Raw genomic sequence first — 14,154 nt, forward strand, 5'->3', positions numbered from 1 at the left:
TTCAGCCCTCCCGGTTCGCCATGCGGGCGGCGAGACGCCGCTGCGCGGCCACGCGCCGACGCCAGATTTCGTTACGCATCGCGGCGATGTGCAGGGTGAAGAACAGCAGCGTGAAACCCACGGCCATGATCAGCAGCGGCCAGAGGAATTCCGCATCGATGGCGGAGCCGCCCATGCGGATGACGCTTGCCGGCTGGTGCAGCGTGTTCCACCACTCGACCGAAAATTTGATGATGGGGATATTCACGAAACCGACGAGGATCAGCACGGCGCTGACGCGGGCGGCTCTGGACGGATCGTCCATGGCGCGGTTGAGCGCGATCAGCCCCAGATACATCAGGAAAAGCACGAAGACGGAGGTCAGCCGTGCATCCCACACCCACCAGGTTCCCCACATGGGCTTGCCCCAGAGCGAGCCGGTGACGAGCGCAATCAGCGTGAAGGCCGCGCCGATGGGGGCGGCGGCTTTATGGCTGACATCCGCCAGCGGATGACGCCAGACGAGGGTGCCGATTGCGGAGACCGCCATGACCGAATAACACATCATGGCGAGCCAGGCTGAAGGCACATGCACATACATGATGCGCACCGTGTAACCCTGCTGGTAATCGCCTTCGGTGGTGAAGGACAGATAAAGACCGGCGGCCAGCACCAGCGCCGTCAAGGCAGCGAGCCAGGGCAGAATGCGTGCCGCCAGCGCCAGAAACCGGGTGGGATTGGCGAGATCACTGAATTTGGTGATGGTGAAGGTCTGCTCGTTCATGCCGTTTGTGTAACCCGAGAATGGCCGCCCCGCAATTGATCCCTGTCAATCGGGGATCGTCTGGCTTGGTTTCATCAATCCATAACATTGCGCAGCGCCAAAGCGGCGAAGAAAGGGCCGGTCACGGCTGAAAATAACGTGATCGCGCTCAAAATGAGAAATGGCGGCATGAAGGGCGCTGGATCCTGCACCGCCGCATAGGAGGCGCTGACGCCGAAGATCAGCACGGGAATGGCGAGCGGCAGGACGAGGATGGAAACCAGAAGCCCTCCGCGCGGCAGGGCAACGGCAACCGCTGCCCCCACCGCGCCGATGAAGGTGATGGCGGGTGAGCCGACGAGAAGGGTAAGCGTCACTGCGCCGATAGCCACTTCGTCCATGTTCATGAAGAGGCCAAGCAGAGGGGAGGCAAGCACCAGCGGCAGACCGGTCGTGACCCAGTGTGCCAGGCATTTCACGAACACGGTCAGCACCAGCGGGGTTTCCTGCATCAGGATCAGATCAAGGGAGCCGTCATCCCGCTCGGCCTGAAACAGCCGGTCGAGGCCGAGAAGGGCGGACAGCAACGCGCCGATCCAGACGATGGCCGGGCCGATGCGGGCGAGCAGGTTGAGATCGGGGCCGACGCCGAAGGGAATGACCGCAACCACTGTCATGAAAAACAGCACGCCGATCAGCGCGCCGCCGCCGGCTCGGATGGAGAGTTTGATGTCGCGGAGGAGGAGGGCGGTCATTGGGGTTGCTCCGCGTCTGGGGCGTTACCCCCCTCTGCCCTGCCGGGCATCTCCCCCTCAAGGGGGGAGATCGACCCGCGGCAAGGTCTCGCCCATCTCAATGCTGGAGAAAGAAACGGCGGGAGTGCGCCTTGCCTATCTCCCTCCTTGAGGGGGAGATGCCCGGCAGGGCAGAGGGGGGTAAGCCCCGCGTGCAAACCGTTCATGCCCAAGCCTCCACACCCGCAAACCCCGTCATCCGCAATTCCCGCGCGCTCTCCAGCCCCAAAGGCTGATGGGTCGCGGCCAGAACGATGCCGCCTTTCCCAAGGTGGTTTTTCACGAGATCGGTAAACATCCCGTCCGCAGCCTTGTCGAGCGCCGCCGTCGGCTCATCGAGAATCCATACCGGTCGCCATGCAATCAAAAGTTTCGCCATGGCAAAGCGCCGCTGCTGGCCGGCGGAGAGATAACCGAAGGGCAGGTGGGTAATGCCGGCGAGGCCGACGATTTCCGCAGCCTCATCGATCGCCACGCCCGCACCGCCGGAAAAATCGCCGAGGAAGTCCTTCCAGAACCGAAGATTCTCCGAAACGGTCAGTTCCGTTTTCATCGCATTGCGATGGCCGAGATAGTGGCAGGCCTCCGAAGGGCGCATGTCGGCTTCGATTTCTTTGCCGGCTATCTTTACTCGGCCCTGTTCCGGGCGCAGCAGGCCGGCCAAAGTCCGCAGCAGGGTGGATTTTCCTGAACCGTTACGGCCGGTCAGCACAAGAGCCTCACCGTCGCTTAACTTGAAGGAAATATTCATGAATATGAAATCTTCGCCGCGCCGCACGCCAAGATTTTCCGCCGTGAGATTCATGCTGCGGTTCCGGTTCACTTTCTCGCCTCGACTATAAAAAAATCGATTAGCTTGGTTGAATGGTCTGGTACGTTTCTCCGAAATTATCTATATGGGTGTCAACACGCCAGCGGCCGGCGTGAACATCATCTTGCGCCGGACTTGACGATTGCGAGGAGCAATTTTCACGTGCGGACAGCGGAAATGGTCGTACCCGCATCCTGATGTGCATGAGTGCATAGGTGTCCGCACGCACGTGTTGGCTATCAGAGTAAGCGGGGTTTTTATCCATGCCCAAATCACTCGACAGTTTCCAATGTCGTTCCGTCCTTACCGTTGACGGTAAGGAATACATCTATTTCAGCCTTCCCAAGGCTGAAGCCAATGGCCTGAAGGGCGTTTCCAAGCTGCCCTATTCCATGAAGGTTCTCTTAGAAAACCTGCTGCGTTTCGAGGACGGCCAGTCCGTCACCAAGGAACACATTCTGGCGGTTTCCGAATGGCTGAACAACAAGGGCCTGACCGAAACCGAAATCGCCTACCGCCCCGCCCGCGTTCTGATGCAGGACTTTACCGGCGTTCCCGCCGTTGTCGACCTTGCCGCCATGCGTGACGGTATCAAGGCACTTGGCGGCGATCCGGAAAAGATCAATCCGCTGGTTCCCGTCGATCTCGTCATCGACCACTCGGTCATCGTCGACGAATTCGGCACGCCGAGCGCCTTTGCCCGCAACGTCGAGCTGGAATATGAGCGCAACGGCGAACGTTACCGCTTCCTGAAGTGGGGCCAGCAGGCGTTCGAGAATTTCCGTGTGGTTCCGCCCGGCACCGGCATCTGTCACCAGGTCAACCTCGAATATCTCGGCCAGACCGTCTGGACGAAGGAAGAGGATGGCGAGACGATTGCTTATCCGGATACCTGCGTCGGCACCGATTCGCACACGACCATGATCAACGGTCTCGGCGTTCTCGGCTGGGGCGTTGGCGGCATCGAGGCTGAAGCGGCCATGCTCGGCCAGCCGGTCTCCATGCTTCTGCCCGAGGTTATCGGCTTCAAGCTGACCGGCAAGGTGAAGGAAGGCGTGACCGCCACCGACCTCGTGCTGACCGTGGTGCAGATGCTGCGCAAGAAGGGCGTTGTCTCCAAATTCGTCGAATTCTTCGGCCCCGGCCTCGATTCGATGTCTCTGGCCGACCGCGCCACCATCGGCAATATGGGCCCGGAATATGGTGCGACCTGCGGCTTCTTCCCGGTCGATAGCGAGACCATCAATTACCTGACCATGTCCGGTCGTGCGAAGGATCGCATCGCGCTCGTCGAAGCCTATTCGAAGGCGCAGGACATGTGGCGCACTGGCGATGGTTCCGATCTCGTCTTCACCGACACGCTGGAACTCGACCTCGGCGACGTCGTGCCGTCGATGGCCGGCCCGAAGCGCCCGGAAGGCCGCCTGCCGCTCGAAACCATCGCGCCGAATTTCGCGACGGCTCTTGAAAACGACTATAAGAAGCCCGGCCAGCTTTCGAGCCGTTATGCGGTCGAAGGTGAGGCTTTCGATCTCGGTCATGGCGATGTGGCGATTGCCGCCATCACCTCCTGCACCAATACTTCCAACCCCTCGGTTCTCATCGCTGCCGGCCTTCTCGCCCGTAACGCCGTCGCCAGGGGTTTGAAGTCCAAGCCGTGGGTCAAGACGTCGCTCGCGCCCGGATCGCAGGTCGTTGCCGAATATCTCGACAAGTCCGGTCTGCAGAAGGATCTCGACGCGATCGGCTTCAACCTCGTCGGCTTCGGCTGCACGACCTGCATCGGTAATTCCGGTCCGCTGCCGCCGGCGATCTCCAAGACGATCAACGACAAGGGCCTGATCACCGCCGGTGTTCTCTCGGGCAACCGCAACTTCGAAGGCCGTATCTCGCCGGATGTTCAGGCGAACTATCTGGCCTCGCCGCCGCTCGTCGTGGCCTATGCCCTTGCCGGCACGGTTCAGAAGGATCTGACGAAGGAGCCGATCGGCGACGACCAGAACGGCAATCCGGTCTACCTCAAGGATATCTGGCCGACCTCCAAGGAAATCCAGGAATTCATCCTGAAATACGTCACCCGCGAGCTTTACGAAACAAAGTATGCCGACGTGTTCAAGGGCGATGCGAACTGGCAGGCGGTTCAGGTTCCTCCGGGCCAGACCTATGCCTGGGACGACCAGTCGACCTATGTTCAGAACCCGCCCTATTTCGTCGGCATGGGCAAAAAGGGCTCGGGCCTCAAGAACATCAAGGGCGCACGCGTCCTCGGTCTCTTCGGCGACAAGATCACCACCGACCATATTTCTCCGGCCGGTTCGATCAAGGCTGCTTCGCCTGCCGGCGCCTATCTGACGGAACATGGCGTCGCCGTGGCCGACTTTAACCAGTACGGCACGCGTCGCGGCAACCATGAAGTGATGATGCGCGGTACCTTCGCCAATATCCGTATCCGCAACCACATGCTCGGCCCGAACGGCAAGGAAGGTGGCTACACCATCCACTATCCGTCCAAGGAAGAGATGTCGATCTATGACGCGGCCATGAAATACAAGGCGGAAGGCGTCCCGCTCGTCATCTTCGCCGGTGTCGAATATGGTAACGGCTCGTCCCGCGACTGGGCGGCGAAGGGCACCAACCTGCTCGGCGTCAAGGCTGTCATCGCGCAGTCTTTCGAACGTATCCACCGTTCGAACCTCGTCGGCATGGGCGTCGTTCCCTTTGTCTTCGAGGAAGGCACGACCTGGGCGAGCCTCGACCTCAAGGGTGATGAAATCGTCGAGATCGATGGGCTCGAAGGTGAAATCAGGCCGCGTGAAAAGAAGATCGCCAAGATCACCTATAGCGACGGCTCGGTGAAGGAAGTTCCGCTTCTTTGCCGCATCGATACGCTGGATGAAGTGATCTACATGAACAACGGCGGCATTTTGCAGACCGTTCTTCGCGATCTGGCCGCATAAAGCTTCAACAATCAAAGACGCCGGGAGAAATCCCGGCGTCTTTGCGTTTCATCGTCTCTTTTTTTGTGATTGTCGCTCACCCCTTCGTGACTTTCTATTGAAGGGCAATAGACGTTATTTTCCGGTTTGCATCCCGGCAGGATTGATTGCATCAATTCGTCTGGATCTCTTCCGGACAAAGGTTTTTGTAATGCCGCTGAAATTCCCCCTGTCGATATGTCTTCTCGGCACGTTCCTCGTCACCTCCGCGCAGGCGCAGGAGGCCGTGAAGGGCGTCGTCGAATTGTTCACGTCGCAGGGATGCTCATCCTGCCCGCCGGCCGATGAAGCCCTGCGCAAGATGATCCAGAAGGGCGATGTCGTCGGTCTTTCCTACCATGTCGATTACTGGAACTATCTCGGCTGGACGGATTCGCTCGCCTCGAAGGAAAATACCGACCGGCAATATGGTTATATGCGCGCGCTCGGCCGCAACGGGGTCTATACGCCGCAGGCCATTCTGAACGGCCGCGACCACGTCAAGGGTGCCGATGTCCGTGGCATCTATGACAGGCTGGATGCGTTCAAGCGCGAGGGCAAGGGGCTGAACGTGCCGGTCTCGTCGAAATTTACCGGTGACGAGGTGGAGATCGATATTGGCGCCGGCAGCGGCAAGGCCGATGTCGTCGTCGCTTATTTCACGCGCGAACAGACCGTGGATGTACAGAAGGGCGAAAACCAGGGGAAAAAAATGTCCTACTGGCACAGCGTCTATGATGTGCAGACAGTCGGCATGTGGGATGGTTCGCCGATGACGGTGAAGCTTCCGGCGAGCGTGGTGGCCAAGGTGAAAAAGGGCGGCTGCGCCGTGCTGTTGCAGACGGCCAATGCCGGCGGCGATCCCGCGGCAATCGTCGGCGCAAGTATCCTGCTTGGAAATGAAAACCCCTGACCGCCTGTCGGGCGATGGAAGATCCGGTCCGGGCATTGGGGGCTGGGGGTAAAGGGTCAATGCACCGGACCGGGTCATCTTGGTGCCTAGGCATCAATTGACAATAGGACTATTCCACCCAATTCGGGCCATGGTTTGACCGAAATACGGCAGCCCATGTGAAAATGGCTGCCTAAATGGTTACCATTTTTAACCCCTGCTTTTGCCGTTGGCAGCGCTCGTCACAGAATCGGCGGGCGCAATTCTGTGCTGCCGTCTTCCGGTTCCGCTGCGCATCGAAGGCTTGTCGGACCTTTCCCGGAATTCCCTACCCTGTGCGTCATACCGGTGCAAAGACTTGCAATTTCGCCCTCTCAGGCTCACACTGCGTGGATGATTTGGGTGGAATCGGAGGTATTGGATGACCGATCAACCGGATGTGCAGCAGGTGCAGACCGCTTCACGTGACAATTCCACCGTTATCGATCTCCGCGAATATAAAAAGAACAAGGACCCTTTGCCGGTCACCTTTCACCGCCGCGAGCTGGATGCGATCCTGCGCATCTATGGCCGCATGGTGGGAGAGGGTGAATGGCGTGACTACGCCATCGATCACCTGAAGGAAAAGGCGGTGTTTTCCGTCTTCAAGCGTTCAGGTGAAATGCCGCTTTTCAGGATCGAGAAAAACCCCAAGCTGGCGGCCAAACAGGGCGCCTACTGCGTGGTGAATACGGATGGCCGCATTCTCAAACGTGGGCATGAGTTGCCGCAGGTTCTGAAAGTCTTCGACAAGGTTTTGAAGCTCATCGAGTGAGCTTTCGCAAAAGCGGACTGCCCGCCTCTGGCGGATAAGTGTGAAGAATCTTTCCAAATAAAAAGGCGGCCGAAGGGCCGCCTTTCGTATGTCTGGCAATCGAACCCTTAACCTTAGTCGTCGCGGTTTCCGAGGAACTGCAGGAGGAAGGTGAAGAGGTTGATGAAGTCGAGATACAGCGTCAGTGCGCCCATGATGGCCTTGCGGCCAGCGACGGCAACATCGTCAGCATCGAAATACATTTCCTTGATCTTCTGGGTGTCGTAGGCGGTCAGGCCTGCGAAGATCAGCACGCCGATCGCGGAAATCGCAAACTGCAGTGCGGAAGATGCAAGGAAGATATTGACGATGGAAGCGATGATCAGGCCGAACAGACCCATGATCAGGAACGAACCGAGACCGGAAAGGTTCTTCTTCGTCGTATAACCGTAAAGCGAGAGTGCGCCGAACGAAGCGGCGGTCACGAAGAACGTCTGCACGATGCTCTGGCCGGTGAAGACCAGGAAGATCGCCGACAGCGAGACGCCCATCAGCGCCGCATAGACCCAGAAGGTTGTCTGGGCGGCGGAAACGCTCATGTTCTGGATACGGAAGCTAAGGAAGAAAACCAGTGCGAGCGGAGCCAGCATGACGACCCAGCGCAGCGGCGACGCATAGAGCAGCTGGGCGAAAGCCGGGTTGGAAGCGGCAAGCGTATAGGTGCCGAACGCTGCAACGCCGGTGATGACCAGAGCCAGCGCCATCAGGTTATAAACCTTGAGCATATAGGCGCGAAGACCTTCATCGATCATCGCACCAGTCTGAGCACGGTTCTGCGCCATGCGGTTCTGGTAGTTATTGAAGTCAGCCATTGTTTCCTCTTTTGAGCTCCGTGATTGCTACGGTGTCGGGATACCTCCCGGGCGCCGCTGCGGAGCTTCAGCAAGCCTGATCAAGAATATGATGGCAGAACGTGTTCTATACAAGGCCTTTTCCCTGCGAAAAGACACCATATGCGCGAAAAGCGCTCACGTTTTGGCGATCATTACAAAGAATTAATCGTTAAAGTTAAGCGGTGCACAACCGACGATCATTCACCTGCCTGCCGGAGAACCGGGGCCGCTTTCTGCCCGAGAATCCGCCATGTGCCCATGAGGCCGATGCCCACCGTCATGACGAGCGCGACGACAAGCGTTCCGATGGCCACATCCGGCAGGAAGCTGGAGGGCAGCTTCATGATGCGGGCGATCACGAACCATGCAGAGACGCCGCCGGCGAAAAGTGCGAAGACGGCGGTGGCGAGGCCGAGCATCATATATTCGTAGGAGAAAGCGCGGATGAGCAGGTTTCGCGTGCCGCCCAGCGTTTTAAGGATAACCGCGTCATGGGTACGGGCGCGGTTTCCGGCGGCAAGAGCGCCGGCGAGCACCAGGACGGAGGCGATGAGGGCAACGGCGGCAGCGGCGCGAATGGCGGTGGCAAGCTGGCCGACAAGCCGGTTGACGACGTCGAGCGCATCCTTCACGCGCACGCTGGTGATAGTCGGATAGGCGTTGGTGACGGCGCGCAGGATACGGCCTTCATCGGCGGCGGAAGCGGAAGGGTCAGCGAGTGTCGCCAGCCATGCATGGGGCGCGCCGCGGAAGGTGTTCGGCGAAAACACCATGACGAAATTGATCGACAGGGATTCCCATTCGACATTGCGCAGATTGGCGATCCTTGCCGTTATGCTGCGGCCGAGCACGTTGACGGTCACCGTGTCACCAATCTTGAGACCCAGTTCCCCGGCTTCCTCGGCCGCGAAGGAGACCAGCGGCTCGCCGCTATAGTCCGGTCCCCACCAGCTTCCTTCTGTGAGAGTCGCGTTTTCGGGGATATCCTGCGAATAGGTGATGCCCCGGTCGCCACGCAGAACCCAGCGTCCAGCTGGAGGCACCTCCATCTTCGTGACGTCCTCGCCGTTGAGCGCCAGAATGCGGCCGCGCAGCATCGGCACTTCGGTCAGCGCGCCTTCCGGTGCTTCCCGCTTCAGAAGATCGCGGAAGCCCTGAAGTTCGCTGCCTTGAATATCCACGAAGAAGAAATTCGGTGCCTTTTCCGGCAGGCTGTCCGTCAGTTCGCGGCGCAGATTGCCGTCAATCAGGGTGAGCGTTACGAGGAGGGTCAGCCCGAGGCCGAGCGAAAGAACGACCGAGGGGGTGAGTGCGCCCGGCCGGTGAATATTACCGATCGCCAGCCTGAGCGCAGCCGAATGAACGCGCGGGCTGCGCTTGGCGATGGCCTTTACGCCCGCAGCCACCAGTCGCAGCACCACGAAGGCAAAAGCGATGGCCGCAAGGAAGATCGAGGCGATGAAGCGGTCTTCCGCCGAAAAAATGGCGAGGGCGGCAAGCGCCGCCAGCAGCAGGCCGGTTGCGGCCAGATAGGGCCAGGATGGCCAGCTTCCTTCTTCGAAACCCTGCTCGCGGAAAAGCGCGGTTGCCGGAACCTCACGCGCCTGGCCAAGGGGAACGATGGCGAAGGCGAACGTGGTCAGGAGGCCGAACAGGGCGGCGAGACCGAGAGCGCCGGGGTAAAAGGCGAGCTCTTCCGGCACGGGCAACACGCCTTCCAGAAACCGCATGGCGATGAGGGGCGCGACGGCGCCGACGACAAGGCCGATGACGATGCCGACGGCGGCAATGAAGGCGATCTGGAAAAGATAGGTCATGGTGACCACCGAGGCCGGCGCACCCAGGCATTTCAGCGAGGCGATGGTGGTGCGCTTGGAATCCAGAAACGCGCGAACGGCATTGGCAACGCCGACACCGCCGACGATGAGGGCGGTGAGGCCCACCAGCGTCAGGAATTGCGAGAAGCGATTGACGTTTTCGGTGAGCGATGGGGCCGCCCGGTCACTGGTGCGGATGGACCAGCCGGCATCGGGAAAGGCCTTGTTGGCCGCATCGGTCATCGTTGACCGTGCCGAAGGATCGTTCAGCCTGATCTTGTAGGCATGCTCGACAAGACTGCCGTTCTGAACGAGACCCGAGGCGAAAAGGGCGTCGCGGCTGAGCATAAGCCTTGGCGCGAAACCGAAACCGTCGGAGAGAGCATCCGGCTCGTCGACCACGGTGCCGGTCAGTTTCAGCTTCACATTGCCGAGCAGGATTTCATCGCCGACCTTGATGCCGAGCCGTTCCAGCAGAAGCGGCGCGGCGATGGCGCCATAGGTGTCGCCGTTCCCGGCCAGAAGCTCATTCAGCGGTCGGTTCGGCTCGGCAACGAAGGTGCCATAGAGCGGGTAGGCGCCGTCGATGGCCTTCACTTCCGTCAGGGTCTGTTCGGACCCGTCGCCAAGGCGCGCCATGGAGCGCAGACCGGTAGACACCGCAACGGTGCCTAAACCATCAAGGTAGGCCCGCTCTTCTGCGGTCGCTTCCCTGTTACGCAGTTCGAAACGCACATCGCCCGCCAATATGGACTGACCTTCAGTGGCGATGGCGCTGGTGACCGCGCGCGAGACGGAATTGACGGCGGCGATGGCGCCGGTTCCAAGCGCGATGCACGCGAGGAAAATGTAAAAGCCGCGTAACCCGCCGCGAATTTCGCGCCGCGCGAGCCTTGCGGCGTTTCTGATATTGGCAAGAGACGGGATAATGGATCCGGTCATGCCGACACCGCCCGCGCCATATGGGAGGTGGCGCTGTCGCCCTCTATCTCGCCGGAGCGCACCTTGATCTGGCGTGAGCACCGGGCGGCAAGCGATGGATCATGGGTGACAAGGATCATCGTCATGCCGCGTTCGGCCTGTTTGGCAAAGAGAAGATCGGCGATCTGCCTGCCGGTATCGGTATCGAGATTGCCGGTCGGTTCGTCAGCAATCAGCACGGCCGGCGAGGGGGCAAGCGCGCGGGCGATGGCGACACGCTGCTGCTCACCGCCGGAAAGCTGGCCGGGATAGTGGTTGAGGCGTTCGCCGAGACCGACGGCGACGAGCTCGCGTCTGGCGATCTCGAAGGGGTTCGGGGTGTTTGCCAGTTCGAGCGGAACCGCAACGTTTTCCAGCGCCGTCATATTGGCGATCAGATGGAAGGACTGGAAAACAATGCCGATATTCCGGCCGCGGAAATCCGCCAGCGCGTCCTCACCGAGCTTGTGCAGTTCCGTATCCGCGATGATGATTTCACCGCTATCGAGCCTCTCGAGACCGGCAAGCACCATAAGAAGCGTCGATTTTCCCGATCCGGAGGGGCCGACGATACCAACCGCTTCGCTCTCTCCGATTGAAAGATCGATGTTCTTGAGAACGTGAACGGAGGCGGCGGCATTGCCGAGCGTGAGGTCGGCTTTCTTCAGCTCTATGATGCTTTTCGTCACAATTCTCGTTCCTATATAGGGTGATGAAAACGGTCTGGCGGTCGATGCGGTCGGTATTTCAGACAATGGGAACCAAGTTAGGAAAGCCGTGATGAGATTTAAAGCTGCCCTGTTTCACTTCATCGTCATTTTTGCCGCCGCCTTTTCCGCAACTGTTGTCATGGCTCAGGAGCGGACATTGCAGCTGGTCGGACTCGGCGACAGCCTGATGGCCGGCTATCAGCTTCCCCCCAACGACAGCTACACCGCACAGCTTGAGGCTGCATTAAAGGGCAAGGGCGTCAATGTCGCCATCGCCAATGCCGGTGTGTCCGGCGATACCTCTTCCGGCGGTCTGGCGCGGGCGGAATGGTCGGTTCCCGATGGTACGGATGGGGTCATCCTGGAACTCGGCGCCAATGACGCTCTGCGCGGAATTCCCCCCGAACAGACCGAAAAGAACCTCGACACCATCATTTCCGGTTTTCAGAAGCGCAACATAGCCGTGTTGCTGGTCGGCATTATGGCGCCGCCGAATATGGGCGATGATTATGCCAGGCGCTTCAATCCGATCTTTCCAAAGCTCGCCGGAAAATACAACCTGTCGCTTTATCCCTTCTTTCTGGATGGCGTGGTGACGGACGATGCGCTGAAGCTGGATGACAAGATGCACCCCAATACGAAAGGTGTGGCGATGATGGTGGAGAAATCTTTGCCGGCTGTTGAAAGCTTCATCAAGACAATCGGTGCGCAAAAAAAATAAGCACTTGCGCCCGTCTGCATTGCGTGATTCGCTATGCTTGTTCTGCCAAGAGATTCGGGGAGCTCGCCATGCCGAGACTGTTTACCGCCCTCGAAATTCCGCGCAATGCGGCTATGAGCCTCTCATTGTTGCGCGGTGGTCTGCCGGGAGCCCGGTGGATCGATGTGGAGAATTATCACATAACCCTGCGTTTTATCGGTGACATCGACGGACGGACCGCCGATGAGGTCGTGGACAGGCTGGATCGGATCGAAAGACCGGAATTCCAGCTCAGTCTCACCGGTATGGGGTCCTTCGGTTCCAAGAAGCCGCATTCCATCTGGGCCGGGGTTTCTCCCTCGCCGGAAATGCATGCGCTTCAGGCGGAAATCGAGCGGATCTGCCAAAGGATCGGTCTCCCACCCGATCCGCGCAAGTTCATGCCGCATGTCACGCTGGCGCGGTTGCGCTCCTGTCGCGTGGACGATGTGGTGCAGTATCTTTCCGGACGCGGCAACTTCCGCACCTCGCCCTTCACGGTCGGCCGCTTCGTGCTGATGTCGTCGAAGGAATCGGTGGGCGGCGGACCCTATATCGTTGAAGAGGCGTTTCCGCTTCACGAGGCGCGGTCCAGCTCCATCTTTTCGAGCAACGATCTGCACCCTGCCAAGAGCATGTTGTAGACCTTGAGGAACCCGTCCTCGGCCCCGTAATAGGGATCGGGGACGTTCTCGCGACGGCCAGTGGCATAATCCATGAAGAGATGGATCTTGTGTCGCTGCCTTTCCGGGCTCGATTGCAGCAGATTCGCCAGATTGTTTTCGTCCATGGCGAGTATCAGGTCGAAGGTCTCGAAATCCGCAGGGGTGACCTGTCTCGCCCGCTGCCGGGAAATTTCGACGCCGTGCCGTCGCGCCATGGCGATGGATCGCGGATCGGGTGCGTCACCCGCATGCCAGCCGCCGGTGCCGGCGGAATCGATGGTAAGCCGATCAGACATGGTCGCGCCGTCGGCAAGGTGTCGCAAAACCCCTTCGGCCAGCGGGGAACGGCAGATATTGCCCATGCAGACAAAAAGAATAGCTGTATGTTTCATGGAATATGCGTCGATCCGATCGTTGAAGCGTTAATGGGTCTCAAGCGGAGGCAAGTTCATGAAATATCCCAGACTCGAGCCGGACGCCATCCGGCAGGCCCTGTCGAAACTCGAGGGCTGGTCCCTGCGCGAGGACGGAGCGGCGATCGTCCGTTCCTTCAAGTTTTCAAGTTTTGCGGAAGCCTTCGGTTTCATGGCCGAATCCGCACTTGTCGCGGAAAGGCTCAATCACCATCCCGAATGGTCCAATGTCTATTCGCGGGTCAAGGTCTGCCTTACCACCCATGATTCGCAGGGTGTGACGGAGCGGGATTTTCTTCTGGCCGAAGCCATGCAGAAGGCGGCTGCGGGCCGAAGCAATTGAACGGCGGACCTTAAATCCCATATAATAGCCGTGACCGGAGGACCGTCGATCATGGATGATGTGAAAATCGGTGAAATTCTTCTGCCGGGTGAAACCGACAGGCAGCAGGAGCGTGAGACTGTGGTGCGGGCGAAATTCTGGCCCAAGCTGAAGCGCGTGATGTCGAAGGTGCCTTTCGCACGCGATGCGGCGGCTGCCTATTATTGCGCGATCGACCGCGATACGCCGCTGCGCGCCAAGGGTATCATTCTGGCGGCGCTCGCCTATTTCATCATGCCGATGGATGCCGTGCCGGATGTGCTGGCCGTTATCGGATTCACCGATGATATTGCCGTCATCACGGCAGCGCTCGCCATGATCCGCGCCCATATCAAGATGGAGCATTACGAGGCGGCTGACGCCATGCTGAAACGGCAGCAGGAAGCCGGGTAACGCCTCTGTGATCTGCCTGTTCGGGTGAGCCCGACGGGCGACAAATTCTTGCCTGAATTTATGTGTCATACACACGGAGGAAGGGTGTTTCGCGCCCTTCTCCTCAGGGCGTCGGGAGTCGCCAATCTGTAACACCGCAAGACGTTTCCGGCATTTTATGCGTGTTGTTGACGGT

At 59.4% G+C, this 14,154-nt stretch carries 14 protein-coding genes; 7 read left to right on the forward strand and 7 right to left on the reverse strand.

All coding sequences use genetic code 11. The annotated features are described in order from the left end of the window. Window position 1 precedes the first annotated feature (1 nt). The 3 genes from EM858_RS09440 to ccmA form a co-directional block, all read right to left on the reverse strand. Window positions 2-763, reverse strand: a complete 762-nt coding sequence (locus tag EM858_RS09440) for a heme ABC transporter permease (protein WP_080815617.1) — start codon at window positions 761-763, stop codon at window positions 2-4. Window positions 764-837: 74 nt separating this feature from the next. After that, window positions 838-1,497: a heme exporter protein CcmB gene (gene ccmB / locus EM858_RS09445; protein ID WP_127756531.1), complete on the reverse strand. Its 660-nt coding sequence runs from the start codon at window positions 1,495-1,497 to the stop codon at window positions 838-840. A 202-nt stretch (window positions 1,498-1,699) separates the two neighbouring features. Then, complete coding sequence (gene ccmA, locus EM858_RS09450; RefSeq protein ID WP_080815621.1) at window positions 1,700-2,341, reverse strand: heme ABC exporter ATP-binding protein CcmA; 642 nt, start codon at window positions 2,339-2,341, stop codon at window positions 1,700-1,702. A gap of 269 nt (window positions 2,342-2,610) precedes the next feature. On the opposite strand from ccmA, the gene acnA reads away from it, so the two are divergent. From acnA to EM858_RS09465, 3 genes are all read left to right on the forward strand, one after another. After that, a complete protein-coding gene (gene acnA, locus EM858_RS09455) occupies window positions 2,611-5,304 on the forward strand; it encodes an aconitate hydratase AcnA (protein ID WP_127756532.1) in 2,694 nt (897 codons plus the stop codon). Between the two features lie 190 nt (window positions 5,305-5,494). Further along, window positions 5,495-6,235 (forward strand): thioredoxin family protein, encoded by a 741-nt coding sequence (locus tag EM858_RS09460; RefSeq protein WP_127756533.1) that lies wholly within the window; start codon window positions 5,495-5,497, stop codon window positions 6,233-6,235. Between the two features lie 400 nt (window positions 6,236-6,635). After that, window positions 6,636-7,028 carry a DUF2794 domain-containing protein gene (locus EM858_RS09465; protein ID WP_003523170.1) on the forward strand — a complete coding sequence of 131 codons (393 nt, stop codon included), beginning with the start codon at window positions 6,636-6,638 and terminating at the stop codon, window positions 7,026-7,028. A gap of 113 nt (window positions 7,029-7,141) precedes the next feature. Here EM858_RS09465 and EM858_RS09470 read toward each other — a convergent pair whose 3' ends face one another. From EM858_RS09470 to EM858_RS09480, 3 genes are all read right to left on the reverse strand, one after another. Further along, window positions 7,142-7,879, reverse strand: coding sequence for a Bax inhibitor-1/YccA family protein (locus EM858_RS09470; RefSeq protein ID WP_127756534.1), 738 nt, complete (start codon window positions 7,877-7,879; stop codon window positions 7,142-7,144). A 218-nt stretch (window positions 7,880-8,097) separates the two neighbouring features. Continuing rightward, entirely contained in the window at window positions 8,098-10,659 is a 2,562-nt protein-coding gene (locus tag EM858_RS09475) for an ABC transporter permease (RefSeq protein WP_127756535.1), read from the reverse strand. Next, window positions 10,656-11,366: an ABC transporter ATP-binding protein gene (locus EM858_RS09480; protein WP_035263238.1), complete on the reverse strand. Its 711-nt coding sequence runs from the start codon at window positions 11,364-11,366 to the stop codon at window positions 10,656-10,658. Before EM858_RS09480 ends, EM858_RS09475 begins: the two co-directional genes overlap by 4 nt. 91 nt (window positions 11,367-11,457) lie before the next feature. On the opposite strand from EM858_RS09480, the gene EM858_RS09485 reads away from it, so the two are divergent. Next, on the forward strand, window positions 11,458-12,108 hold the full coding sequence (locus tag EM858_RS09485) for an arylesterase (RefSeq protein ID WP_127756536.1): 651 nt from the start codon (window positions 11,458-11,460) through the stop codon (window positions 12,106-12,108). Between the two features lie 68 nt (window positions 12,109-12,176). Then, entirely contained in the window at window positions 12,177-12,770 is a 594-nt protein-coding gene (thpR, locus tag EM858_RS09490; protein WP_127756537.1) for an RNA 2',3'-cyclic phosphodiesterase, read from the forward strand. Here the strand turns inward: thpR and EM858_RS09495 are convergent. Continuing rightward, on the reverse strand, window positions 12,704-13,183 hold the full coding sequence (locus tag EM858_RS09495; RefSeq protein WP_080815627.1) for a low molecular weight protein-tyrosine-phosphatase: 480 nt from the start codon (window positions 13,181-13,183) through the stop codon (window positions 12,704-12,706). The two genes, thpR and EM858_RS09495, sit on opposite strands and share 67 nt — an antisense overlap. A gap of 58 nt (window positions 13,184-13,241) precedes the next feature. Between EM858_RS09495 and EM858_RS09500 the strand changes: the two genes are divergently transcribed. Both EM858_RS09500 and EM858_RS09505 read left to right on the forward strand, forming a co-directional pair. Further along, window positions 13,242-13,547, forward strand: coding sequence for a 4a-hydroxytetrahydrobiopterin dehydratase (locus tag EM858_RS09500; RefSeq protein ID WP_003505045.1), 306 nt, complete (start codon window positions 13,242-13,244; stop codon window positions 13,545-13,547). 51 nt (window positions 13,548-13,598) lie between these two features. Next, complete coding sequence (locus EM858_RS09505; protein ID WP_003523181.1) at window positions 13,599-13,979, forward strand: YkvA family protein; 381 nt, start codon at window positions 13,599-13,601, stop codon at window positions 13,977-13,979. Window positions 13,980-14,154 lie beyond the last annotated feature (175 nt).

The sequence above is a fragment of the Agrobacterium sp. CNPSo 2736 genome, from assembly GCF_004005385.1.
GTDB classification, from domain to species: domain Bacteria; phylum Pseudomonadota; class Alphaproteobacteria; order Rhizobiales; family Rhizobiaceae; genus Agrobacterium; species Agrobacterium leguminum.

What these genes read in the sequence shown, in the direction of transcription:
- EM858_RS09440 (WP_080815617.1), bottom strand. Translation starts at nt 763, where the DNA reads ATGAACGAGCAGACCTTCACCATCACCAAATTCAGTGATCTCGCCAAT.
- ccmB (WP_127756531.1), bottom strand. Translation starts at nt 1,497, where the DNA reads ATGACCGCCCTCCTCCTCCGCGACATCAAACTCTCCATCCGAGCCGGC.
- ccmA (WP_080815621.1), bottom strand. Translation starts at nt 2,341, where the DNA reads ATGAATCTCACGGCGGAAAATCTTGGCGTGCGGCGCGGCGAAGATTTC.
- acnA (WP_127756532.1), top strand. Translation starts at nt 2,611, where the DNA reads ATGCCCAAATCACTCGACAGTTTCCAATGTCGTTCCGTCCTTACCGTT.
- EM858_RS09460 (WP_127756533.1), top strand. Translation starts at nt 5,495, where the DNA reads ATGCCGCTGAAATTCCCCCTGTCGATATGTCTTCTCGGCACGTTCCTC.
- EM858_RS09465 (WP_003523170.1), top strand. Translation starts at nt 6,636, where the DNA reads ATGACCGATCAACCGGATGTGCAGCAGGTGCAGACCGCTTCACGTGAC.
- EM858_RS09470 (WP_127756534.1), bottom strand. Translation starts at nt 7,879, where the DNA reads ATGGCTGACTTCAATAACTACCAGAACCGCATGGCGCAGAACCGTGCT.
- EM858_RS09475 (WP_127756535.1), bottom strand. Translation starts at nt 10,659, where the DNA reads ATGACCGGATCCATTATCCCGTCTCTTGCCAATATCAGAAACGCCGCA.
- EM858_RS09485 (WP_127756536.1), top strand. Translation starts at nt 11,458, where the DNA reads ATGAGATTTAAAGCTGCCCTGTTTCACTTCATCGTCATTTTTGCCGCC.
- thpR (WP_127756537.1), top strand. Translation starts at nt 12,177, where the DNA reads ATGCCGAGACTGTTTACCGCCCTCGAAATTCCGCGCAATGCGGCTATG.
- EM858_RS09495 (WP_080815627.1), bottom strand. Translation starts at nt 13,183, where the DNA reads ATGAAACATACAGCTATTCTTTTTGTCTGCATGGGCAATATCTGCCGT.
- EM858_RS09500 (WP_003505045.1), top strand. Translation starts at nt 13,242, where the DNA reads ATGAAATATCCCAGACTCGAGCCGGACGCCATCCGGCAGGCCCTGTCG.
- EM858_RS09505 (WP_003523181.1), top strand. Translation starts at nt 13,599, where the DNA reads ATGGATGATGTGAAAATCGGTGAAATTCTTCTGCCGGGTGAAACCGAC.